The sequence below is a fragment of the Chryseobacterium sp. c4a genome (assembly GCF_009900745.1).
GTDB lineage: Bacteria > Bacteroidota > Bacteroidia > Flavobacteriales > Weeksellaceae > Chryseobacterium.
The window spans coordinates 57537-83143 of the sequence record NZ_WXVU01000011.1 but is presented as its reverse complement, the minus strand read 5'-3'; the positions used below and the strand labels follow the sequence as shown (position 1 = coordinate 83143).

At 36.6% G+C, this 25607-nt stretch carries 13 protein-coding genes; 7 read left to right on the top strand and 6 right to left on the bottom strand.

What is annotated here, in order from left to right; genetic code table 11:
- Positions 1-6 precede the first annotated feature (6 nt).
- Positions 7-7047 carry a type I polyketide synthase gene (locus GTR01_RS14800; RefSeq protein WP_160138586.1) on the bottom strand — a complete coding sequence of 2347 codons (7041 nt, stop codon included), beginning with the start codon at positions 7045-7047 and terminating at the stop codon, positions 7-9.
- 1109 nt (positions 7048-8156) lie between these two features.
- Here GTR01_RS14800 and GTR01_RS14795 point away from each other — a divergent pair.
- On the top strand, positions 8157-9011 hold the full coding sequence (locus GTR01_RS14795; protein ID WP_160138585.1) for an alpha/beta fold hydrolase: 855 nt from the start codon (positions 8157-8159) through the stop codon (positions 9009-9011).
- A gap of 56 nt (positions 9012-9067) precedes the next feature.
- On the opposite strand, the gene glsA is transcribed toward GTR01_RS14795, so the two are convergent.
- The 3 genes from glsA to GTR01_RS14780 form a co-directional block, all read right to left on the bottom strand.
- Positions 9068-10081, bottom strand: a complete 1014-nt coding sequence (gene glsA / locus GTR01_RS14790; protein WP_160138584.1) for a glutaminase A — start codon at positions 10079-10081, stop codon at positions 9068-9070.
- A gap of 95 nt (positions 10082-10176) precedes the next feature.
- Positions 10177-11481 carry a hypothetical protein gene (locus GTR01_RS14785; protein ID WP_160138583.1) on the bottom strand — a complete coding sequence of 435 codons (1305 nt, stop codon included), beginning with the start codon at positions 11479-11481 and terminating at the stop codon, positions 10177-10179.
- Positions 11482-11637: 156 nt separating this feature from the next.
- On the bottom strand, positions 11638-12870 hold the full coding sequence (locus tag GTR01_RS14780) for a BamA/TamA family outer membrane protein (RefSeq protein WP_160138582.1): 1233 nt from the start codon (positions 12868-12870) through the stop codon (positions 11638-11640).
- A 428-nt stretch (positions 12871-13298) separates the two neighbouring features.
- Between GTR01_RS14780 and GTR01_RS14775 the strand changes: the two genes are divergently transcribed.
- Positions 13299-18215, top strand: coding sequence for a PKD domain-containing protein (locus GTR01_RS14775; RefSeq protein WP_160138581.1), 4917 nt, complete (start codon positions 13299-13301; stop codon positions 18213-18215).
- 125 nt (positions 18216-18340) lie between these two features.
- Here GTR01_RS14775 and GTR01_RS14770 read toward each other — a convergent pair whose 3' ends face one another.
- Both GTR01_RS14770 and GTR01_RS14765 read right to left on the bottom strand, forming a co-directional pair.
- Positions 18341-19150 (bottom strand): phospholipase D-like domain-containing protein, encoded by an 810-nt coding sequence (locus tag GTR01_RS14770; RefSeq protein ID WP_160138580.1) that lies wholly within the window; start codon positions 19148-19150, stop codon positions 18341-18343.
- A 266-nt stretch (positions 19151-19416) separates the two neighbouring features.
- Complete coding sequence (locus GTR01_RS14765) at positions 19417-20904, bottom strand: hypothetical protein (RefSeq protein WP_160138579.1); 1488 nt, start codon at positions 20902-20904, stop codon at positions 19417-19419.
- A 254-nt stretch (positions 20905-21158) separates the two neighbouring features.
- Here GTR01_RS14765 and GTR01_RS14760 point away from each other — a divergent pair, with 254 nt between their 5' ends.
- From GTR01_RS14760 to GTR01_RS14740, 5 genes are all read left to right on the top strand, one after another.
- Entirely contained in the window at positions 21159-21743 is a 585-nt protein-coding gene (locus tag GTR01_RS14760) for a YdeI/OmpD-associated family protein (protein ID WP_160138578.1), read from the top strand.
- Positions 21744-21853: 110 nt separating this feature from the next.
- On the top strand, positions 21854-22552 hold the full coding sequence (locus tag GTR01_RS14755) for a DUF1826 domain-containing protein (RefSeq protein ID WP_160138577.1): 699 nt from the start codon (positions 21854-21856) through the stop codon (positions 22550-22552).
- A 127-nt stretch (positions 22553-22679) separates the two neighbouring features.
- Positions 22680-24479 (top strand): POTRA domain-containing protein, encoded by a 1800-nt coding sequence (locus GTR01_RS14750; protein WP_160138576.1) that lies wholly within the window; start codon positions 22680-22682, stop codon positions 24477-24479.
- Between the two features lie 302 nt (positions 24480-24781).
- Positions 24782-25291: a hypothetical protein gene (locus GTR01_RS14745; protein WP_160138575.1), complete on the top strand. Its 510-nt coding sequence runs from the start codon at positions 24782-24784 to the stop codon at positions 25289-25291.
- Between the two features lie 50 nt (positions 25292-25341).
- The gene (locus tag GTR01_RS14740; RefSeq protein ID WP_160138574.1) at positions 25342-25542 is read left to right on the top strand and encodes a hypothetical protein; all 201 of its coding nucleotides are present in this window, start codon (positions 25342-25344) and stop codon (positions 25540-25542) included.
- The last annotated feature ends 65 nt before the right edge of the window (positions 25543-25607 follow it).

The following is a 25607-nucleotide window of genomic DNA, read 5'->3' as shown; positions in this document are numbered from 1 at the left end:
AGAGGATTACCAATTATTTCCTGACATGATAAGCACTTGGCTTTCAGTTCCGTATTTTATTTCGTTAAGGAAGATTTCTTTTCCTTCATCCAATGGGATCATAGAAATACCTCTACGTTCGTATTCAGATTCAAGGGTGGAAGAAACCATTCCTGCTCCTTTCCAAGGTCCCCAGTTGATGGAGATTACTTTTCCTTTTAATCTTTTATTCAGAGCGTTAGCGTAATCATCCAGTACGCTGTTGGCAGCCGCATAATCTGTCTGGCCTTTGTTGCCGTATACGGATGCAATACTTGAGAATAATACTACAAACTGGCAGTCTGTACGAAGTTGTTCAGCCAATACACGAAGTGGTTTTACTTTGGTATCAAATACACGTCCGAAAGATGAAGTTGTTTTTTGTTTGAACAATTTATCTTCTAAAAGACCTGCTCCGTGGATTACTCCGTCTAAACGATTGTATTTTTCATAAATATCGCTAATCAGGCTGCTTAATCCTTCTTCGTCACAAAGGTCTAATGATTGATAAATAATGGTGTTTCCAAGTGCTTCCATATCACGGATTGTGCGTAGGATCTGATTATTTTTGAAAACTTTTGTGGTTTCTTTTTCAATCTCAGCAGGGGAAGTGAATTTTCCGGACTTAATTAAGTAAGCTCTGATTTCTTCCTTAGTCTTCATTCCTTCGAATTCTTTAGCAGAAGCTTCATTTCTTGGATCTGCTGATCTTCCTACTAAAATATAAGTACATGGATATGCCTGAGACATGTGTTTCACCAATTCTGCAGTGATTCCCTGTGCTCCTCCTAATACCAGTACTACTGATTTTTGATCTAGCTGAATGTGAGCTTCATTTAAACTTGTTGACAATGGGGAAGGGATAATATCTACCTTATGTCTTTTTTCGTTTTTATAAATAACCTCAGCTGGTTTATCGTTGGTAAGGATTTCCTTTAAAGTAATATCAGCAATCTGATTTACTTCCTGAGGAGTGCTCAAACTGATCAATCTGCAAGTTGTATGATCGAATTCTCTTGCTAAACTTTTGAAAAGTCCCGGATAACCCTGGTGATGACGCAGTACACGAGCATCAGTTACTTCCTGAATATGAGCCGCAATATCGGAGATTAAGTAGACCCATTTTGCTTTGTCGAAATCAAGTTTTTTGATCAGGTCTACATGATCGATAATGCTTGGTTTATCGGTTGCTGAGAATAGGTCTAGCATAATTAATCCATCAACATTGGAAAGATCTTTGTCTGCATCTACCAATTCTACAATAGCACCGTGTTTTTCCAATTCAGCTTTAATTGCTGAGGTTTGTTGGGTGTCATCTTGGGTGATCGCAAAGCGTTTTCCTTGCAAAATATCTGTATTTTGTACAGATGAAGCATCTGTAGGAGTGATATCGAAACGAAGACGTGATAATACATTGTTAGTCGGTTCAGAAGTTACTTCTTCCTTTACTTCGTTTTTTACTTCACTATTGTCGCCGCTCATTTCACTGATCCAGCTTGCCAATCCACGAAGGGTTTTAATGGCTGCCAGTTTTTCCATTACATCATCAGCCTGTTCAAGGTTTTCACCAAAACCGATTTTGTTTTTAAGATCTGCGATGATTTCCATACGTTTGATAGAATCGATACTAAGATCTGCTTCCAAATCTAAGTCTAGTCCTAACATCTCTTTTGGATATCCTGTTTTTTCGCTTACGATATTCAGGATAGCGTTTTGAAGGTCTTCTAGTGATAATGCAGATTTTGCTTGTGGTTTTGAAGAAACTTCAGGTGCAGTTCCGTTTTTTTCAGGAGTTGCTGGTGTTGCATCTGCTCCGGAGAACTCGGTAAGCCATGAAACTAATCCGCTTAGGGTTTTGATTCCTGCTAACTGTTCCATCACCATATCTTCATTGGTATTGCCTTTAGCTAAGGTTCCCAATTCGTTACGAAGGGTTCCGATGATTTCCACTCTCTTGATAGAGTCGATACTTAAGTCAGCTTCAAGATCCATTTCCATTCCTAGCATTTCCTGAGGATATCCTGTTTTATCACTTACAACCTGTAGTAATAAAGCTTTGATATCTCTTGTTGGAGTTGCTTTTACAGCAACGGCAGAAGCTGCTACTGCAACAGTTGTCTGTTGAACCTGCTGTACAGGAATAGTACGTTCAGGAACGGCGGCAGGTATTGGAGTATTATAAACAGGCATTGGATTCACTTGAGGATTCTGTCCCATAAAGGAAAGCATCACATCACGTTGTGCCTGTATCATTAATTTCATGCTGTTTAAATATTCCTGCAACATACGTTCTGCCGTTGATAGGCTTTCCGGTGCAGGAGCTTGCGTATTGTGAGTCGTAAAATTGTTCATAGGAATAGGATTTATGATAGGGAGTGCACCATTAGCAGGTAATGAACCTGTTGTCGGATGTGCTGCTTGTCCGTTAACGCGCCAGATGGCAGGGCTTTTTTTGTACGATTCAGGCTGGTTGATGTCAACAAGCTGAACGAAGCGGCCATCGAAAAGTTTCTCTATATTGAAGCTGCGTCCGGTTCCTAAATACTGTGCTAACATGCACAGTAAATGGCTGAATTTGTTACGGCTGCTGTCTTCAACATATAAGGTCAACTGGTCTTTTTCAAGACATGATTTTGCCAATCCTGTAAGGACTTTTCCAGGCCCTACTTCGATGAAGATTCTCGCTCCATCGTTATACATCGCTTGCATTTGCTCCACGAATCTTACTGGCTGAACTAAGTGATCAGTCAATCTTTCTTTGATGTCTGAAGGTTTCGATGGATATACTTCTGCTGTCGTATTAGACCATACAGGGATCTGCATTTCCTCAAAAGGAACGTCTTTTAATACCTCAGCATATAAATCTTTTGATTTTGCCAGTAATGGACTGTGGAATGCACACGCTACTTCTAGTTTTTTAGCAGAAATTCCTTCCTGTTTAAGGACTTCCAGTAATGTATTGATAGCTGGAGTGCTTCCTGCAATAACACATTGAGTAGGAGCATTGAAGTTAACGGGGTAACATCCTTCCACTTTAGCAATGATCGGCTGTAAGCGCTCATGAGTAGCACTTGCTGCTAGCATTGAACCCGGATCTCCACCTTCTACTGAATTTAATATTGATTGAGCTCTCTGGATACTTAAATCAACCAATTTATCTTCACCAAATACTCCTGAGAAACATAGAGCAGGTAATTCACCATAGCTATGACCAGCCAGCATATCAGGAATAATTCCTAATGATTCTAAGAATTTGGCCAATGCAAGATCAACGATTCCTAGAAGCGGTTGTGCTAAACGAGTATCTTTAATGGTTTCTTTTTGTTGTTTTAAATCCGCTTCATTGAATGTTGTTGAAGGGAAAACTACTTTTTCAAGTTCAGGATAATTATCGATCACTTTACGCATAGCCGGGAAAACCACGAATAAATCACGCGCCATGTTGATTCTCTGACTTCCTTGTCCAGGGAATGTGAATGCTACTTTACCTTCTTTTTTATTAACAGTAAAAGTATCTTTGGTTTCAATTCCTAGCAATACCAGTTCAAGCTTCATCATCAGATCTACAGCGTTATCAGCCACAATACTGAACTGAATTGGTTTTTCTGAAGCAATACTTAAACTGTATGCAATATCTTTTAATGGAATCTCATCATTGATTTCCAATAATGTTTTGATCTGGCTTGATTGTCCTTTAGCTTCTTCATATGTATCCCCACGGAATACAAATAATTCTGAAGGCCACGACTGCATTGCAATAGAGTTATCCTGTTTTGGATGGTTGGCAATTACAGTGTGGAAATTGGTTCCTCCAAATCCAAATGCACTGATTCCTGCATAACGGTTTTTCTCCGTCCATAATCCCGTTTCAGCATGGAAAGAGAATGGGCTGGTTTGTGCGTTATAGTAAGCATTAGGCTGTTTAAGGTGAAGGGTAGGAGGTTTCACACCATGGTAAACAGCAAGAGAAGCTTTAATTAATCCTGCTAATCCTGCAGCACATTTAGTATGTCCGATTTGTGTCTTCACAGAACCTAGATGTGTCTGTCCCGGTAAAGCACCCGAACGACTGAATAGATTTGTTAAAGCACTTAATTCTGTTTTATCTCCAACCACAGTTCCTGTGCCGTGAGCTTCTACCAATCCTACAGAGGCAGCACTGATTCCTGCTTGGGTATAAGCACGCTCCAAAGCTCTTACCTGGCCTACTTTTCTAGGAGCTGTTAATCCAAGAGCTTTTCCATCACTGGATCCGCCCACTCCTTTGATTACAGAGTAAATACGATCTCCATCGTTGATGGCATCTTCATATCTTTTTAAAACAAGAATAGCGATTCCTTCTCCAAGGGCAATTCCGTCTGCTTCACTGTCGAAAGTAGCACATCTTCCTTTTCTGGAAAGAGCATGCGTGCTGGAGAACATCAGGTAATCATTGATTCCGTTATGTAAATCTGCTCCTCCGGCAAGAACCATATCAGATTTACCTAATACAAGTTCCTGACAAGCCAAATCAATAGCGGCTAATGAAGAAGCACATGCTGCATCTACGGTAAAGTTTCTTCCACCAAGATCCAGACGGTTCGTAATCCTACCTGCGATTACATTGGCTAAGATACCAGGGAAAGAATCCTCTGTGGTGTGTGGGAATGCCTCTTTTACTTCTTCATGAAGTTCTCCAAAGACTTGTTTATAATATCCTCTGAAACTATAGCTGTTGGCAAGGTCGTTACCTCCTTCAGCTCCAATAATTACAGAGATGTTTTCTCTATTAATATGTTTTTCGCCATATCCTGCATCTTCCATAGCACGTTTTGCTACCAATAAAGTAAGCAATTGTGTAGGTTCAATAGCAGCAAGAGATTGCGGCGGAATCCCAAATGCAAGTGGATCGAAGTCTATTTTTGGAATAAAGCCACCCCATTTGGAATGCGATACATCAGCTTCGTCTGAATCCGGTTTGTAATAAAGATCTTTATTCCATCTTTCATCCGGAACTTCAGTAACGCTGTCTTTTCCTAAAATAATATTTCTCCAGAATTCATCAAGGTTTTTAGCACCAGGGAAAATACATTCCATTCCAACAATCGCAATATCCAAAGGCTTTTCGCTTGATGTAGGTTGTTCTGATAACGCTGCATTTTGGATGTATTCGTGATTGCTGATACTTACATTTTGGTGAAGCTCTTCAAGAGTCATCACTTTGTTTTGCATAGTGGCAATCTGGCCAATCATGTACATTCCAAGATCAAGCTGGTCATCTTTAGGAATATTTACTAATTGATCTCCTTGACGTTCTATACCTTTTGCTGCAATTCTTAAACGGCCTACATTTAATTTTTCAAGTTTTTCCCATACTTCTTTTTTATCCGTTCCGGCAGCTAAAAGTTTAGCTTTTTCGGTATTGAAGTGGTTGGCAAATGCTGTATTTAAGCAGCGGGTTTCATGGCCTGGAGCTGTTTCTAATAATACAGTATCTTTAGCCTGCATAGCCTGTAACTGAAATTCTTCCTGAATGGCTCCGGTTTGTACAGCTTCCTGAGTATACAGGTAAGCAGTTCCCATCAATACCCCTACTTTTACCCCTCTGGCAGCCAATGGAGCAGCCATGATGGAAACAAATGCTGTTGAGAAATCATTATGGATTCCACCTGCAAAAAATACACTTATATTTTCCGGGTGATCTTCTTTTAGTATACGCTCAATTTGTTTTTCCCAAAGAACTGTACTTGATAATGGTCCTACGTGACCACCGCACTCTCGGCCTTCGAAAATAAAATTCCTTGCACCTTCTTTAAGGAAAATATCCAATAAGGCAGGAGAGGGAACGTGCAGGAATGTCTTTATTCCCGCTTTTTCAAATACTTTAGCTTGAGCCGGTCGTCCACCTGCGATTAATACTACAGGCGGCTGAGCTTCCAGAATGTATGAGGTTTGTTCATCTCTTAGTTCCTGAGGAGCAAATCCTAAAATACCTACACCCCATGTTTTGTTACCTGCTAATTCTTTTGTTTCCATGACCAAAGATTTTGCAGAATTCCCTTTCAATAGTGATAAGGCAACGAATGGTAATGCTCCGGCTTCTGCAACGGCATTGGCGAATCCGGGAACATCGCTCACGCGGGTCATTGGGCCTTGTGCAATTGGATATTTTAATCCAAGTTCCTGTGCTAATGGATTGTTTTGGTCAATAACCTGAAGTGTTTTGGCTTGCTTTAAATGACCATACATGGCTTCTTTAAGTCCGAATGCCAGTTTTTTCAACGTTCTGAACTCTTCATACAGGTCGGTTGCCAGCGAAATATCTTGTCCCATTGGGATATAGCTCTTGCTGATATCAAGATCTGTAAAATATTGTTTAAGCTCTTCAGCATTGATATCGTCTGGTAATGAAGGGGAATTGGGTCTTACCAATATACGGTGATCGGCAATGATTTTGGTTTCAGTTCCGTTCAACTTTGAGCATAAATCCTTGATGTCCTTTGGAACAGAACTTTCAGGGAATAACGCAAGCTGGCTGTCCAGTACAACTCCTGCTGCTCCTAAAGCTTTTACAGCAGCGGCGGTATGAAGACCTATTCCTCCTTGTACCCATACTGGAATGCTTATGATTTCTTTGATAATGCGCTGGAACAATACAAATGTGGATTCGTAACCGATTTGACCTCCTGCTTCATTTCCTTTGATGATAATTCCTTTAGCTCCTGATTGTTCAGCTTGTTTTGCTTCTTCTAAACTGGTTACCTGATAGATAATATCCAGCTCCGGATTTTGGGGAACTTTCATTCCGAATGGTAAGATCGCAAATCTTACACTTTCAGAAAGTTGAAGTGTTGATAATTTTTGATTAGAAACATAAATACCATAAGAGGGTAGGGCTGTTTCTTCCAGTTGACTAAGTGCTTCCTGGGCGGTCGTTAACTCTTGGCCTAAGCTTAGGACAGGAAATATACCTGCCTGATGCAATTTAGGCATAAGGCTGACATCCGGCTTTTCAAAAGGCGTTAGTCCAATAATGGTTAAGTTTTTCATGGCGTGATATGTTAGTAAGGATATTGTAAAAAATACATAAGTCTTTGAAGCAAAGAAAAATGCTTATTACAAAATCATAAAATTGGTTTTTATTAAATTTTTAATCGTCAGGCTTTTTTGTTGAGAATCATTCAACAAGGTGTATATAGCCCTAAGGTAATTAGAGTAAAGGTATGTGTCCAGCTTTTCAAGAGGTATTAGCCTCGTAATGGTCAAGTTTTTCATAGCAATTAATATTAAAATAATAATATGCGATTTCGCATTGAAACATCAATCTTATGAATATAAAGACTTATTGTTTGTTATGCGTGAATAGAAATAATAAATTTATGATATTTTATTAATCATAAATAAAATTCGATAATAATTTTTTAACAAACATTTGTTAATTATTCAAATGTTATTAAAGTATTCGGTTTATTTTCTTATTCATTATAAACAAGCCGGCACAAACTATGTAACTATAAATATAAAGAATTATAGTTAAAGAAATGTTAAGCAAAGATAGGAATAAAAAATAAAATATTTCAAAAAGAAGAGATTTGTTTTCTTTAATATTACAAAAAGATAACATTCCGGATTAACGATAAATCCTGTAAAAATTGAATTTGAAAATGAGATAAAAATTTCAGGTTATTCCGCATGAAGCTGAAATGGAATGCTATAGAAGTGAAAGTAGGGAATGGTTTTTGTGAATTATTTAACAAAATAGTTTGAGAAATTCATAATATTAATAAATTGTTTTATACCTATTAGTTTATAGATTGTTTAAGAAACAGTATCGTAAATTTTAATTTATTAATCCTCTTTATTTTTTATCTTTACATAAATTTTGTATTTTTGCTCCCTATAAAACCGGATTATATTCAGCGGACTGCTGGAAATCAGTTTTATATTTACTTTACCTGGATACTATCTGACTTATTTTTTCAAGTCACATATCATCAAAAATTGTATTAATTCATCTTCATTTCAAATGATGGTCTTTACTGTGTCTAATTTTGAATAATTTTTATTTAAAAAGAAATAGTGATTCTGTTTTTGGAAATGATCAGATCCGTAAATTATTTTGGATATAAAAAGAAGGTTTAATCAAAAAATAAGAATATATGAAACAGGTAGCTGTTTTTAAATCAAATGATGATCAAAGAAAAGTGCTTATGCAGTACAATAATTCTTTGTCAGATTTCAACGGAATCGTTAGGCAGGATATGGTGGATACCGGTTTTGGAAAAACAAATGTTTTGAGCTTTGGAAATGATACTCATCCTAAGTTGGTTTTGCTTCATGGTGCTAACTCCAATGCGGTATCATGGGTAAAAGATTTTACAATGTATGCTAATGAATATAAAGTGTATGCTATTGATATTATCGGTGAGCCTGGGAAAAGTGAGCAAAACAGGCTGTCTTATGAAAATGAAAACTACAGTGACTGGCTGAATGAAGTTTTCCAACAATTAAAAATAGATAAGGCTTGTTTGGTTGGGCTTTCACAGGGTGGATGGATTGCTGTTAAGTTTGCAGTAAAGTATCCTGAAAAAGTGAAAAGACTCGCTTTGCTTTCTCCGGCCGGAATTGTAAATACAACGGGTAGTTTTATTTTGAAGGCGGTATTTTATTCTCTTTTCGGAAATTTCGGGAAAAGAAAAATCAATGAATTGATCATAGGGAATCAAAAGGTGGATCATCAGGTTTTAGATTTTATGGAGCTTATGCAATCGGCTGTTAATTCCAGAATGGATAAAGAATATATTTTTTCTGATGAAGAATTGAAGAAACTAGCAATGCCTGTTCTTTTTATCGGAGGTGCTCATGATGTTGTTCGCGATTCAGAGAAAATTAAAACAAGACTTGCCGGTCTCCTGCCTGATTTTGAATTTTTTATTGATCCAGAAAAAGGGCATGTATTAGTGGATATGGCTGATGTAATTAGTGAATTTTTGTTAAAAGCAAAAAATAAATAATATAAAAAACTCCAAAAACAATTTGTTCTTGGAGTTTTTTACAGAGTGTGATCTCTTTAGAATATACTTAGGTTATACTGTTTAGCAAGGTCTAAAATGATATGATATCCGGCCAATGAATTTCCATGCTGATCCAAGGCAGGGCTGAATACACCAATACCCATTTTTCCCGGAACACTTACAGTAATTCCACCGCCTACTCCTGATTTGCTGGGTAGTCCTACCATTCGGGAATATTCACCACTGAATTCATACATTCCGGCAGTAAGCATCTGAGATTCTATCAGTTTGGCAACATCAGCATTTTTATATTGAGAGTCGCCATCAAAACGTACGCATTGATTGGCAAAGAAATATCCGATTTTCGCAAGATCTTCAGCGGTAAGTTCAATAGAACATTGCTTGAAATAATTATCTAGTTGGTCTTCATTTCCTGAAATCAATCCGCTGTTTTTCATGATATAGAACATTCCGCGGTTACGATGTCCTGTAGATTTTTCAGATTCATATACAGATTTGCTATAGTCAATGGATGGGTTTTTGGTGATATAACGTACCATGTCCAATACTTTAAGGAAGGGTTTTTCGTCTTCACCGGGGATTAAGGAGGTGGTAAGGATTGCGCCTGCATTCATCATCGGATTAAGTGGCTTTCCTGTTGTTTCAAGATTTGAAAAATGATTAAAAGGTCTATCTGATCCAAAATAACCCATTTTATCGAAAACATTAGCTTCTCCTCTTTCGTTAACAGCAACCATTAAAGCAATGATTTTGGAAATGCTTTGCATGGTGAATTTCTTTTGTACATCACCTGTGTTGAATACTTTTCCATTCTTGTCTACTACTGAAAATGCAATTGCTTTGGCATCCATCTTACCCAGTTCAGGAATATAATCTGCTACTTTGCCTTGTGTGTAGTAATTTCTGTTTTTTTCCAGAATGCTGCTTAGTGTTTTTTCTGAAATGGTGGAAAGATCAGTTGTTTTCTGAGCATAGATTACTGTGTTTAAGGACAAAAAGCCTGCGATAAGAATTCCTTTGGCGGAAAATAAAAAGCTATTTTTTTTCATGTAGAATATTTTCGAATAAAAGTTTATAATAAGCCTCGAAAAAACAAAGATAAGTATTTCATTTTTTGTGCAAGATTTGAAAGAATTCAGTGTGTTTACTTTTTTAACTCAAAATCCTTATAAAGTAAAACTCCGTATTTATCCAGCATATGGGTTTTGCTATTTTCTATCTTTCCGTCACCGGTGTTGATGTAGTATAGTGAACTCTTTTGAGTGATGATCTCTTCCTGGTCCTTCTCGCTAAGATTTTTAACGATTTTTATATTGTTTTTTTTGTCAAAGTTTCCCATCAGTAAGACTTGCTCGGAATAATTGCCTAAATGAAAAATAGTAGGCTTGTCTTTAGAGTGTGTATTGATTTCCCGAATGAGATCTTTAGCGTATTGTAATTGCTGATTTTCATAATTTTCATTGACAAATACAGTTCCTTTAATCTGGACTTTTGCTGCGTTTACATGAATTAAAAAAGGAGAAAGGAGTAGTCCAAATAATACAGGTTTCATGAGTTTTTCATTTACTATATATTGAAGGAGTGTAAGAACAAAAGGGATTGATGGAATAAGATATCCGGCTTCCAATGGATACTTAATAAAAAATACCAGATTTAAAATGATGATTAGAATGCTGAATACAGCAAAGTTATTTTTGGGTAAGTTATTTAGTTTTTGATATCCTTGAGTGAAGAACTGGATGGCTAAGCCTAGAATAATGGCTGATATTCCTAAAGCTCCATATATGTATAGTGTAGCTAGACTTAATAAACTTGAAAGGTTAAATGCTGAGTCTCCTGAACTTTGCAGGAAGCTGATTCCGTATTTAAAAATAACAGGGGAGAAGAACAGGCAAGTGAAAAGAAAGGCCAGAGCTGAAAACTGAATTACCTTTTTGATGTCCTTTTTTGAATAAGCATAAATTAAAAAAACAAAAGCGGGCAGGAAGATGATGTTGTTGAATCTTGCGCTGACCATCAGTCCAAATAAAATAGCAGATGCCCAAAGATTTTTATTCAGAAGATAATAAGTGCTGCTTAGTAAAAAGAATAAAGACCAATTGTATTCCATGGCTACAGTGCTGTTGAGATAGATAACCGGAACAAAAGAGAATACTATTGAGATGGGAAAAGATAAATTGACTTTAAGGAAATTCAAAATCTTAAAAAGATATAAACAGCAACCGACTGTAAACAGAACTGACACTAAATTGATGATCCAATAAGGAGAATTGTAGAGTAATGAATATGAAAATTCCGGAAACGGATAACCGGGGAGTCGGGAAGCATTGTAAGTATGATCTTCAGAGAGTATTTTTCCGGTATATACTTCTCTCCAGGCATCCAAATCAGAACCTAAACTATTAAAAATAAAAGGTAACCGTGACAGCAGTACTATTAAAACTATCATTATTTCCTTGAAGTATTTTTTCATTGTACCTGTTAATTGTTTTCTAACGCAAAATAAGTTCTTTTTTACTTAATAAGAAGGATAGTTTGAGGCTTTTATCCTTAGGTAAGGCGGATGTTTTATCTTTGTTGATATTTTTTTTAATGTGATCATCAGTTAAAATACTTCTCCAATATTAGCGAAAAAGCCATGTGAATTATTCTGGCCAAAACCGTAATCTATACATAGGTTGGTGTTGCTGTGCTTGTTGAGTTTGATGCGTAATCCAACTCCGTATCCAAAGAGAAGTTTTTTATACTCATTGGAAAGGTCTGCAGAGAAAGATTGAACATTTGCAAAAACGACTCCTCCTAACAATCCGTTTCTGGTAATCCCAAAACGATATTCATTTTCATAATAGTACATGTTTTTTCCACGAAATCTGCTTTGTATGTAGCCTCTTCCTGTGTTGTTCTGGTCATCCCATCCTGTACTGGGGAGCATAAGGTAGGGTGGGGTTGTTTTACTTGTTGTCAACCAGGCAAATCCCCAAAATGCAAGAATGTTTTTTGAATTAGCTGGAAAGTGAACATATTTTCTTGCATCTATTTGAAGTGAAGACCAATTGGACTGGCTTCCCATGAAAGTGAAATTGGGACGGTAAGTAATGCTTATATATCCTCCGTTTTGAGGGTTGATTTGATTGATTCTGTTGTCGTATAGAGCTTTTATAGCGAGTCCTGATGCTCTCTCGGATGTTTTTAAATCCCGGGAGAGAAGATGACTTATTTTTGTTCCCAGTGAATCTGTGACTTTGATATTCCAAAACTGATCATAATAGATTCCTCCCCCTATGTAAAAATCTTTTAAAATATTAAACATGACGGATTGATGCAGTTTTATGTATTTAAAGTTAACGGTATAAGCTGTATTGGAGTTTGCTTCTATTGAAATTCTTTTTCCTCCCAGTCCATATACTTCTGAGGGGTAATTGAGGTATTTAAAATCACTGACAAAATTGATTTTGTTTCCCTTTGTCCAGATATTGGCGTATAGAGGGAAGATTGTTTGTTTGTACTGAGAATAGGTATAGCTGGTGGAAATGTTGGAGATTTTCTGGCCTTTGGATCTTTGCTGATAAAAACCAATGTTACCACTTATAACACCTGCAAACCCTGTCTGTAGAGTATATCCGACAGCTGGGATCATCGACCAGTTGAATTTCTTCTCAGCGCGTATGGTATCTCCATTGCTTTTTTTATGAAGAATTTGATGAAGGATGTCTACGATATCTTTTTGGGGTGTTTTGGGTCTACTCAGGGTGTCGGATAAAGCCTGAGGCTGGTTGCTCTGGGCCTGGAAAGGAAGAGAAAAGAGAATAAACAGGAGGTAGGTGAAAATTCTTTTCATGGTTGTGAATTTGTAATAACAATAATACAAGTAAATTCTTATTCAATATAATCGGGTAGCCGGGGTATTGTGTGGAGTGATTCCGGCTGTTATTCAAATATGCTATGATTAATATTAATAAAGAACATTTTGGGTTTAAAATATTATTAAAAAATAAAAAATGAGATAATTGACTGTTGTTTTGTGTTAATTTTTTTCTTTAAAATAAGTATTTGTGTAGTAAAAAATTCTCTTTTTATCACGTTAAAAGGATAAAAATTTACTTTTTTATAAATGTTTTTCGGGTGTATTAATTGTGATTTAGTCAGTAATGATGGTGTTTTGTTGATATTTAATGTTTGATATTATTGTATTTTTCACTTATAAATGATTTTAGTGTTAAAATTTTTATTAATTTCCAAATGAAAATTAATACATTTTTAATAACCATGAAAAACACTACTTACTTTAGTAGGCAGCACATCTTCAGATGGCTTCTACTATGTTGGCTCCTTGTACCTTGGGGGCTGCAAGCACAATCATTAACCAATATTACCTGGGATTCCCAAGTGGGATGTCAGATATACCGTGGCGAAAAAGGGCCGGGTACCGATTCATTTGCAGCGGCAGATATCGACTCCGGAAAATGTGTTCGTGTCTGTGAGGGCAGTACCGTAAAATATACGGCTCACGGGTCGAATATTTCTTTTGTTGCCTGGACATCTACCGGAGGGAACGTACAGAGCACTTCAGGGGGAGCCAATCTTGAGGCTACCATTGTATGGGGAACTGCTGGATCAGGCTCCTTACAGGCACTTGTAACATTTACTAATGGAACAATGGAAGTCCAAAACATCTGCATTGAGAAAATACATAAACCTTCCGCATCATTTGAAATGGTAAATCTCAAAGACAGAGTATGTAAAAATACAGAGGTTCATTTTAAGAATTTTTCTCATGCGAATGGCGGGACGGATATTGTCAACTATTTTTGGGATTTTGGAGATGGAACAACGTCCACAGCTTTTGAACCTTCTCATACCTATACTCAAGGAGGCGGAATGACCGTTGCATTAACGGTAACTAACAAGTGTGGGTGTTCGGAAACAACTTATCGAAAATTAGAAGTAATGGAGGCTCCTCCTATCCAGATCAACTGTGCGTCTGTAGTATGTGAAGGAAGCATTGCAAAATACAGTGTTCAGAATGCATGCAAAGGAGATTGGAAAGTCATTGGAGGATCATGGTCTGTTACCGGCGAAAATGAAATCGAGGTAAAATGGGATAATGTAGATCCTGAAGATGGTTTCGGCTATGTAATGTATAAGTCTGAATGTGGTTGCCCAGAGTGGACGACTGTTAAGATTCCGGTGATTTTGAAAAAAGGATCCATTAAAGGTGAGCCAATAGTATGTTTAGGAAAACAATATAAGTATTCTATCCCACAATGGCCAACTACAAAAATTGAAAAATGGGATGTAATAGGCCCTGCATCTGGAATGTTGACGTACAATCAACAAAGGAATGAAGTTCTTTTCACAGGAACTGTACCTGGTACGTATACATTGACTGTTGAATACACTAATACTTTATTGAAATGTAAAGGGTATGCAGAAAAAACGATTGTAGTGGAAGCACCTGTAACAATATCAGGCGGACAAGAGGAAATCTGTATAGGAACTCCTCAGACCTTTATCGCTTCTCCCAATGTCCCTGTTATTTGGAACATTACTTTAAACGGTAATTTAGTATATACTTCGCCACAAGCAACCACTATACCTCTTGATTATCCTTTTTTAACGGCAGGAAGCTATATGATTACGGCAATTAAAGAAGGCGGAGCTTGTGAGAGTAACGCAATATTCGTTAAGGTGGTACCTATGCCGAAACCTCCGAAACCTACTATAATGGGAGAATCAGTGATATGCCCGGGAAGACCTTATGTTTACTCAACCATTACCATGATAGGAGGAGTAGTTCCTGTATGGAGTGTTACGAATGGTACTATTCAAGGAGGTAATACAGGGGATTCTGTGACTATTATATTTAACCCGGGAGCTTCTTCGTATGTTGTTTCCGTTGCTAATAAATTGTTAAGCCCGGCAGGTTGTGTATCCAAAGCTGTATCTAAAACAGTGACACCTATAGATCTTAATACTATTTCTATCATTCCGAATCCAGGGCCTTTCTGCCCGAGCAGTACTCAGATGTTTAAAGCGAACCTGGGAAATATTGTTCCGGATATTATAGAATGGAGCTTTGAAAATCCTAATTTCGGAAGCTTTATCAATGGGAAAGATTCCCAAAATGTTACCGTAAACATCAATGAGGTTGCTAATAATATATATACAACAAATCTTAAATTAAGAGTTGTAGTATGTGGAAAAGAAAAAATAGTGACCATGCCAATAAGTAAGTTACAACTTCCGGTAATAAACTTTACAAATGTTGGAAATATTTGTTTAGGTTCGAATTTACACTTTACGGTTAACCAGGGTATTATTACCTCTGCAACAAATGTAACATTTACTTTTGCGAATGGATCTACTTACACGACAGGGTTCAATCCGTCTGGAGTTTATGATTTCCCAAATAACGGATATATTCAGAATAATACGGGGGGTAATGTTTCTCAGATAGTTACTGTAACGTATAGCGGAACTAATGGATGTGCTTATAAACCTAAAGCAAGCGCAAGTTTCATTATTCTTCCGGAGACCATTATTACTATTTCACCAGTATACAATCTTGAAGTTTGTGGAGATTATCCTATGCAGCCTTATACGCTTACGGCTAATAGCTCTACAGGACTTACGAATACTACAGGTTGGCAGTGGTTCAAAGATGGAGCGCCTATCGGTAATAATACCCACTCATATACTTTATCAGGAATGGGGGTTGCAGGTACTTATCAGGTAAGAGCAACCGATCAAAATGGCTGTGTTGTATATTCACAGGAAATTCATGTAACAAATTCATGCCCATCTACAGGTAATTGTCCATCGCCACCACCATTTTCTTTCGTTCCGAAATGGACAGGTTGCAACACAATTACTGTAAGTAACGTGAATTTTACCACTTCACCGGATGAGATCCAATGGGTTTCTAACGGGGTGCTTACTTTGGTGAGTCCTCAAGGACTGCCTTCAGCTACCTTCCAGACCAATCTAGCAGGAGCACATATTGTTTCCCTTCGAGTAAGATATGGTACATGTTGGTATTCTGCAAGTGTAGAAGTTAAAAAACATTATGAACCTAAGTTTAATGTTGCCCAGACTTGTAACGGCAATGGATATAATGTTACTTTATACAATACTTCTACAGTATTTGATCTTGGTGCCAATACCAATGCTGTTGTGTATAAATTTAGTTTGCCTGGATACCCTGATCAGATTGGTCAGACTGCTAATTACAACAATTTGGCACCGGGTACTTACACCTTTACAATGAGGGTGTCTGCACCAACACTTGGATATCCTGAATGTGTAATGACGAAAACAGTTACATTAGCACCAGTTCCGGATATGAATTTTACACTACCGAATACAGCATGTAAAGGAAGTGGAGTGAGTCTTTCCGCGGGATCATATACTCCTGGAAATATTTATACCTGGAATTTTGACGGAACATCTTTCGTGACTTCACAATCAGGCACTACTGTTACATTCAATACTGCCGGATTAAAGTCTGTGAGCTTACAAGTGACAACACCGCAAGGATGTGTATATAACTCTGCTGTTCGTTCTATTACGATCAATGAAGCTAATCTTACTGGATCGCTTACTCCTTTAAGTGTAGTAGCATGTGAAGGAGCTTCTCCGGTAATTTCATTTGTTCCGTCGGGCACTGCGCCGTCAGGTTATATGTGGATGAATGGTAATTCAGTAGCATCTGGAGTATCTAATTCAATAAATTACATTCCTACAGAAACAGGAAATTATTGGCCTGTACTGATATCCGCAAATGGATGTATGAATTTTGATATGAGTGTTAAATCAGTAGGTGTAGCATTTAAGAAACCACCATACGTGAATATTTCAGGACAATCAAATGTTTGTTCTAATGGCTCAATAACGCTTAGAGGTATTGTAGGTGATAATACGCTGGAATATAGATGGCTAAGAGATGCCGTTCCAGTGACAACGGGCTGGTCTGCTACTCACCCGATTATTTACACTACAAGCGGGTTACCTGCAGGTACTTATACCTTTAGGTTGGAAGCTCGTATACCGGGAACTACAGATTGTGCCGGATCTAAAGAATTTGTGGTTACAGTGAGTAATCCTCCAGCAGCACCTGTCATTACAGCTACTCAGGTGAGCTGCCAGCCTTATAGAGTTAAGTTAACAGCATCAGGGCCGACTAATGGAGAATACAACTGGAGTAACGGAATGAGTGGACAATCAATTACCGTAGAAGAAGGAGGGGTATATAGAGTAATTTATACAGCTCCAAGCGGTTGTAAAGTGTTTGGCCAGAAAGATGTACCGTTGAGCATAGAAAGTCTGATGTGGGTATTCCCTACAGGCTGTTATGATTTCTGTAGAGAAAAAGATCGTTATGTCTTAGGACCAAAAGGGAACTTCGATTATCACCAATGGGAGAGATTTGGAGTTAATTTACAAAGTGGAGTGAATGACGTTATCTATCCATTCTACTATGTTGATGCATCCGGAAGCTATCAATTAAGAATTGATCAGAATGCACCTGGACTTCATTGTGAATATTATTCAGGAGCACTGAACTATTATCCTGGTAAAAAATGTGGTGTAGAAACTCAATGTCAAGTTGATGCTAATATCACAGCATTCAAATGGGATGGCGATCATTATAATGTTCACGGAACCTTATATAATGCGGGAAGCCAGCCGATAATGCTTACAATTTCAAGCGTTAACGGATATGGAACTTATTTTCCATCTATGATTACGATTCCGGCAGGAGGAACATACGATATGAATGCGAATCCGTTGGCATTCTATCCAAATTCAAACTTCCCTGGCGGAAGTGATGCGATCTTATTCATGGGTCAGGGTGATTGTAAGTTTGTTGTTGAGCCTGAAATTAAAGGCAAGTCTATTGCTTCAGCGGCTAAAACACCAAGTCTTACTACGGCTTCATCACTGAAATTGATGCCGAATCCTGCGAAGGAGATTGTAAAAGTGTCATACAATACCGGTAATGAGAAATTACTGGCGACACAGATCAAGGTTTTTGATACCATGGGTAATGTTAAATTCCATAAGGAACTAAAAGCAGCTTCAGGAGAGGTAAATGTAGATATTTCTCACTGGTTGCAGAGTACTTATATTGTCATTGTACAAGCGGGAGAAACCTCGTTGCAAGGCAAGTTGATTAAAAATTAATCCATATTTCATTTTCAAAAACAGTGCCCTCTTATGGAGGGCATTGTTTTTTATAGAATGTCATCAATGACTGGAAGTATTGGTAAGAGGCTTTACAGAAGTATTTGTGTCTTTATGGACAGAAATTAATACATTTCTTCACTGTAGACCTGCTTTCCAAGATAGAATAGTTCATGTTTTTTAAGATTCATATGGTCTTCAAAAATATCGTGTACAAAGCGAACCAATTCGTTTACCTTTTCCCTTTGGGTAATTCTGATTCGGGATTCAAAATTAGTAGTGAATCCACTCTTAGTATAATTCAATGATCCAAGATAAGCAACTTTGCGATCAATAATATAAATCTTTGAATGCAGAAACTTATTGTCATAACGGTTATTCCTGATAAATTTAAAATTTAAATTTTCAGAGTAATGATAAGTGTAGATCTGCATTTTTTCTACTTCTGTTTTCTTTTCCCAGCATCTGAAGAATCCATATAAGGAAGCAATAGCAACCAAAAGCGCCACAACGTTATTGGAATTGGTAAGATCATCCACCAGATGGATTCCCAAATAAATGATCGCAAAAATTCCCAAACAAAACAGTACAATAGAAGACAAAAAGAAAAGATTTTTTAAACTTTCCCTTTTCTCTTTTTTCTTTGCATCTGTTACCCGGTTCTGATGAATGAGCTTTCGTAAAATACTACCATATTGTTCTGGGCGAAGATCACTGAATGCTAATCTCACATTAATATTTCTGTTTTTCAGCATGATAAGATCATCCAGCTTTACTTCATCAATATAGGGAGAGATGATTAAAACTTCTGCCTTTGCATTCAGAATGTCTTTATTGAGTTGATTGCCTGCGTTTTGTCCCACAAATACTTCAACTCCTTCACTGTTTTCAGTATCAATTTTAAAATAATATTTTTTGTTTTCTTTATAATACACGTTTGCCTCTCTTAAATCGTATTGAAATCTATATGTTGTCTAATTTGGTGTTCCTTTATAAACAATATCCGCTCCAAAACTGGAAATTCTCCATCGTTTATATTTTAGGGCTCAAATGTACACTTCTTTTTACGTTTTGTTTTTACGGGAAAGCATAAAAAACATATCATGATAAAGATTAATAAAGATCTAGGTAATGCTGTATTTTTATCCGAATAGAGGAGTGGATTTTACAACCAAATATTGATGATTGTAGAATTTTATTATCAAGGGTTTTCATCGTTCTCCAGTTTTTGAAAAAAGACCAGAAAGTCCTCTTCAGTGGGAATGCTGAGTTTTTTTCTTAATCGATATTTTTTTTGCTGAACAGATTTGTGCTCAATAGACATTATAGAGGCAATCTCTTTAGAACTGAAATTAAGCCTGATCATAGCACAAAGCCACAAATCTGTGGCGGAAAGGTCGTTATTTCTTGTAAGCAAAGCATCAATGAAATCCGGATATATTTCCTGAAATCGGGTTAAAAAAGAAGAGTCATTGTTTTCAGCAAGTAGGATCAGATCATTATTATTTTTAGTCATTATGCTGTTCAGGCTTTCACTTTCACTCTGCAATCGTATGATACTATCTTTTAAGTTAGCAGTTTCATTGATGATTCGCCTTTTCGTATGTTTCAATCTTTTGTAAACCAGGATTCCGGCAAAGACGATCACAAGTAATAGTAATCCGGAAAACATAAGGGTATTGAACTTAAAAGTCTGTGCAGAAGCTTCTTTTTCAGTCAATAATTTGTCAATAAGCAGATTTACAGTATTATTCTGAATGTTGGCCAACTGCTCTTTTGCATGGATGAATTTATTTTTGAATTCAGTTTGTTTCTCTTTATCTCCCAGATTGCCATAGGTTTCTGCCATTGCTTCATATATATAGGGAATATTATAGATCCTATGAGTCTGAATGAAAATAGCTAATCCTTTCTGATAATATTGTAGGGATAGAGAATCTTTCTCTTTGATCTTATAATAATCACCAGCAACTCGATACACCTGTCCTTTCTGTGATTCCAATATTCCTTTTTTCTGTTCAGCGATAGCAAGAGCCCTTTCAATATAAAATTCTGCTGAGTCTATTCGTTTTGTATAGTATAGCTGATGCTTTGCAATTAGACTGTTGATGAGGTCTGTATTGTCAATTTGCATGGCTTTATGGAAATAGATCAGAGCAGAGTCATTTTGTTTGATATCATAAAGAAATTCGGCTCTGTTTGCAAAAACCTTTTGCAGGTTGTATTTCTTTTTATCTGTCAAAGAGCATTGGTGAGTATAATAAAGGGCTTTTGCATTATACCCAAGTGCAGTGTTGTACAGCTTGGTTACTTTACTCATCTGACCATATTCCTGAAAAAGTCTTGCTTTTAGAGCTTTATTATCAGAATCTTTGAGTAACTCTTCTGCTTTTTTTAAAAATGCCAGCCCTTTTTCATAGTTTCCTACAGTAACAGACAGGTTGGATATATTAATATAGCAAAGTGCAATCCCATCCGTGTAGCCATTTTTTTGAGCTGTATGAAGATATTCCCGGTTAAGGTGTAATACTTGTTCGTAGTTTCCGGCAAGACGAAGGGCTTCATTTTTCTGTAAAAGCGGGTAATCGAAACTTTCTTTTTCCTGATTTTTTGACGTACAGCTACTTAGTGTGCTGCAGAATATGATAAATGGAATGAGGTTTCTTTTTAAGAAATCAATATTTTTCATAAGATAAGATCGAGAACAAACTTAATAATAAATCAGAATAATTTTATGTTAAATAGCAAATATTTAAACATAATTGATATGGGTTTAATAATTTTTTACAATAGAATAAATTAAATAAAGGATTTTTTACGGAAAAGGAGAAAAACTGTTGAGATGAAAGGCGAGAGGATGACCATGTAATCATGTGGGATAAATATCAGATATTCTGTATTTTCGTGTATAATAATGTTACATTAATTCCAAACAAAACGACGATGGAAGCAACCCATAAAAGAAAGGAGATTTATATCAATACAAAAGCAGAGTGGCGGAAATGGCTGGCGGAATTTCACCAATCTCATCCATCAGTATGGGTTATCTGTAATACCAAAAGATCAGGATTACCTGTAGTGGAATGGAGTGAACTGGTGGACGAAGCGCTTTGTTTTGGCTGGATTGACAGCACGAGAAAAACCATTAATGAAAACTCTTTCAAACAATTATTCAGTCAACGCAAACCGAAGAGTACATGGTCTAGGATCAATAAAGAAAAAGTGCAGCGGCTCATTGATGATAAATTAATGGCAGAAGCTGGGTATGAATGCATCAGATTGGCTAAGGAAAATGGGTCATGGGCAATCCTTGATACAGTAGAAGATCTGATCATTCCGGAAGATCTGAATGAAGCTTTTAAAGAGTATACAGGTTCAGAAGAGTATTTCTGGGGATTAAGCAAGTCGATGAAAAAAATGATGCTCCAATGGATCGTTCTTGCCAAACGACCGGAAACCCGAAATAAGCGGATTACTGAAATTGCAGAACACGCGGCACAGGGCAAGAAACCTAAACATTTTTTGTGAAGGATTTTTAAGTTAGATGAAGTCAGTTTTGTTTCTGGCGGATTAGAGTTATAATAAAAGCGATTCCTTATTTTTGCAGAGAACAATGACAAAGACATTTATTCTAAGATATGAATGATATATTTTCTGACAATTCTCAAATAGGAATGGTTTCTACATTCTCTGAACTTGTAAATACTCATTTTCAGGGCGATATCAATGCCATGTGCTGGTACAGGAATTTAGAAGGAGATTTTGAAGAAATTGTTTCCAAGCTTACCCTTGAGGAGAATATTACAGAAGTTTCTGCTGAGGATCTTTTGGCATTACACTTATCAGAAAAGGGAAATGTTGCCAGGGAAATTATCTTAAATGATTTACAATTACTCACGGATTTCGGTGCTTCACCTTCTCTTAATCTACTTAAAAACTATGAGCGGGATGTAGAATTCGATTTCATTTCAACCGATGTATATTCATATCATGTGGATCGTTCACCCATTGGAACCGATACTTTTTTATGCACTTACTTTGGAGCTGCGAGTGATATACTGCCCAATAATCAGGCTATGCAAAAGATAGAGGTGCCTGAAATCCGGGAAAAGCTTAAAGAACTGCATGATGGCCCAGAAGAGGAATTTGAAACCTTTTTGAAAGATTGTTTTTTCGATTTACATTATCAGCCCAAACCCGATGCAACCCCTACGAATCTGGGAATAGGACATCTTTGGCGACTGGCAGTAGATCACCCGACACAGCAGGTTCTGCCTTGTGTTCACCGAGCACCTGTTGAAAATGAAGGAGAATATCGGTTGCTTTTGATTTGTTAGGGATGGTATTTAGTGTATTATATAACCAAATTTCATTCAAAAGTAGTATATTTATAAGATATTTTCTTATTTCACTGTATTTTGATTTTTAGATTCTTGAAATAATTGTATTGAATTTTGACGGCAAATGACTAGATCGATTGTAACTTTAATTTTCCTTTTAAGTGGTTTTTTCTTTTTAAATGCACAAGAGAAGAAAGACTCGCTTTATTATAAGATAGAAGAATTTTCAGATAAAAGAAAAGTCACCAAATTTCTTCATCGTTTCATATTCCGTAGAGAAGCAGATTCTACTTCAGTGAAGTCCAGAATTGAAAAATTACCGCAGGAAGCTTACAATAAAAGATACATTAGGAATGTAAGAATAGAAACAATTGACCCTTTTGGATATGATTCAAAAGACCAGAAAGAAAAACTGAAGTGGTACGATTGGTTTACAGATCATCTTCACTCCACCACCAGAACTTCCATCGTTAATAATTATTTGCTTTTTAAGGAAGGAGAAGAATATAACGCTCAGAAACTTTACGAATCTGAACGTTTGCTGAGAACCATGCCTTTTGTCAATAGGGTTAATATCAGTGTTTCGGACGATACTTCCAGTAAAGATTCTATCGATGTCGTAGTAAAAGTCCTGGATTCCTGGAGTCTGAAGCCGAGAGTGAGTTATTCCGGAAGTAAAATCGGTTTGGGAGTGACTGAGGAAAATGTTTTAGGATTAGGGCATACCCTTGATTTCCTTTATAGAAATGATTCCAAAGAAAAGCAGGACTACCTCTTAGGAAGCTATACCACACACAATCTTTTTGGATCTTATATCAGTGCTCAAATCCTTGGCGAAAGAGATTTTTTAAGAAATGAAAGAATCAATTTCAATGTGAGACGAGACTTTTTCTCTCCTTTGACCAAATGGGCGGGTGGTTTTACTTTTGAATATTTTAAGCGTAATGTACTTCTTCCTTTAGAAACAGATACAGCTTTTCCGGAAGTTCAGATCAAGGTGTACAGTCAGGATTTATGGGGTGGGTATCAAATACCTGTTGCATCAGATTCTGGTGAAAAAGTGACCAGTAATATTGCCGTGATAGGACGTTTTCAGAACTATCAGTATAAGGACAGCCCAGGGATCGATCAGTATAAATATTTTAGCTCCTACAACAGCTTTTTGGTGTCCGTTGGGCTTATAAACAGACGCTTTTCCGTTCAGAAAAATATTTTCCAATATGATTTGCCGGAGGATATTGCTTACGGAAATTCACTGAGTCTTATTGCAGGTGGCTTATCAAGAAACAAAGAAGTGAATCCTTATGTGGGAGTTTCTGCATCTTACGGGAGCTTTACAAGATTGGGATACTTTACTTTAAAAGCACAGTTTGGAAGGTTTTTTAATGAAGATAATCAAAACAAAGAATCATTTCGTATAGATGGAACGTATTTTACGAATCTCATGGATTGGAAATTTGCCAAAGTAAGACATTTCTTTTCTCCAACAGTGGCATTAGGAAATCCGCAGCATAATTATTCTTATAAAGATCGTATTACTCTTTCTTCTCCGGATGAGTTTCCTGTATATAATGCAGATTATATCGGAACCAAAAAATTGGTTTTAAGATATCAGCTTCAAATGTTCATCCATAAAACATGGAAAAACTTTCATTTCAGTCCTTATTTAACAATGGCTGTGGGCTGGCTGGGTATGCCTGATCAAAAGCTATTAAGCACCCATGCAAATACTAAAATAGGGGTGGGTGTTTTAATTAATAATCCATTTTTGGTATTCAACAGAATCCAGATTTCTTTCACGTATTATCCTCGGGTTCCATTTGATAATAATTCTGTTTTTGATTTTAACAGCAATAGAAATAATCTTCTGCCAATGAATAGCTTTGCAACGGAAGTACCCCATTTCGTGAATTTTGGAAATTGATTTTAAAAAATATCTTGGCTAATAGACGTTTCTAGTATTGGTCTCACTTTGCTGGAATTACAAAAATATTGCATTAGGAATCGAAAGTATTGTTTTACCCTTTTGGCAACCTTTTTTTGGCAAATTTACTGCAAGCCAACAATCGTTAGAATGGAAGAACTCTCGGAAGAAGTGCTGCCTTTATTCCCAGCTCTTACATGATAATTTTTGAGTATTTGATCTAAGTAATGGTTTTTCCGATTATATTTGACTTTCTTTTGAAAAATCACTTTATATAGAAAAAAACTAATTCAACCAGAACAATGCTTAATAAAACAACATTAAAAGATTTTATTTACTGGACTTCTATTTTTATAGTGTCTATCTCTATGCTTATCTATGGGCTAAGTAAACCATTTCAATTTGGAAGTGTTGAAAATACACAGGTGATCGGCAAGTTATCCGGCCAGCAGCTTATGTGGGCTTTTTACGGCTATTCAAAATTATATCCTATTATTATTGGCTTTTTTGAAGTGACAGGAGCGCTGCTGATATTATTTAATAGAACAAGGGTTTTAGGCTGTTTACTTTTAACAACGATACTCGTCAATATTATTATTCAGGACTATGTATTTCATATTGTCGCATTGTCATCTGCGATTTACTACCAGATATTGATAATTTTACTATTGGTATTTGATAGGGATAAAGTGGTTGATTTGTTAAAATCTTTGTTTTTTAATCCCCAAAAAGGGAGAATTAATGTGATTATTATAGCTGTTTCTCTGATAGTTGCGTTAATTTTGAAATTTTATGAAACAAAAATAATTTAGGAATTGATATATTTATTATATTTAAAAAAGTTTAATACCAAAATTTATTTATGAAAACCAAGAAAACAAAATTTGAGAAATTTTCAAAACTTCCTAACTTAAACAAGGATTTGTTGAATAAAGTGAAAGGAGGTGTAGCAGCAATCGAAGAATCTGCAGAGATTACAATATCTAATAAGTGTGGCCATTTCTATACGATCAGTGGAGAGTGTAGACCAGACGGTAGCAGCTGCTGGCCTTGGCCTTTTTAATTATCAGGCATAATTAACAAAGGGCTATTCTCTAATTTATTGAGAATAGCCCTTTGCTATTGTAG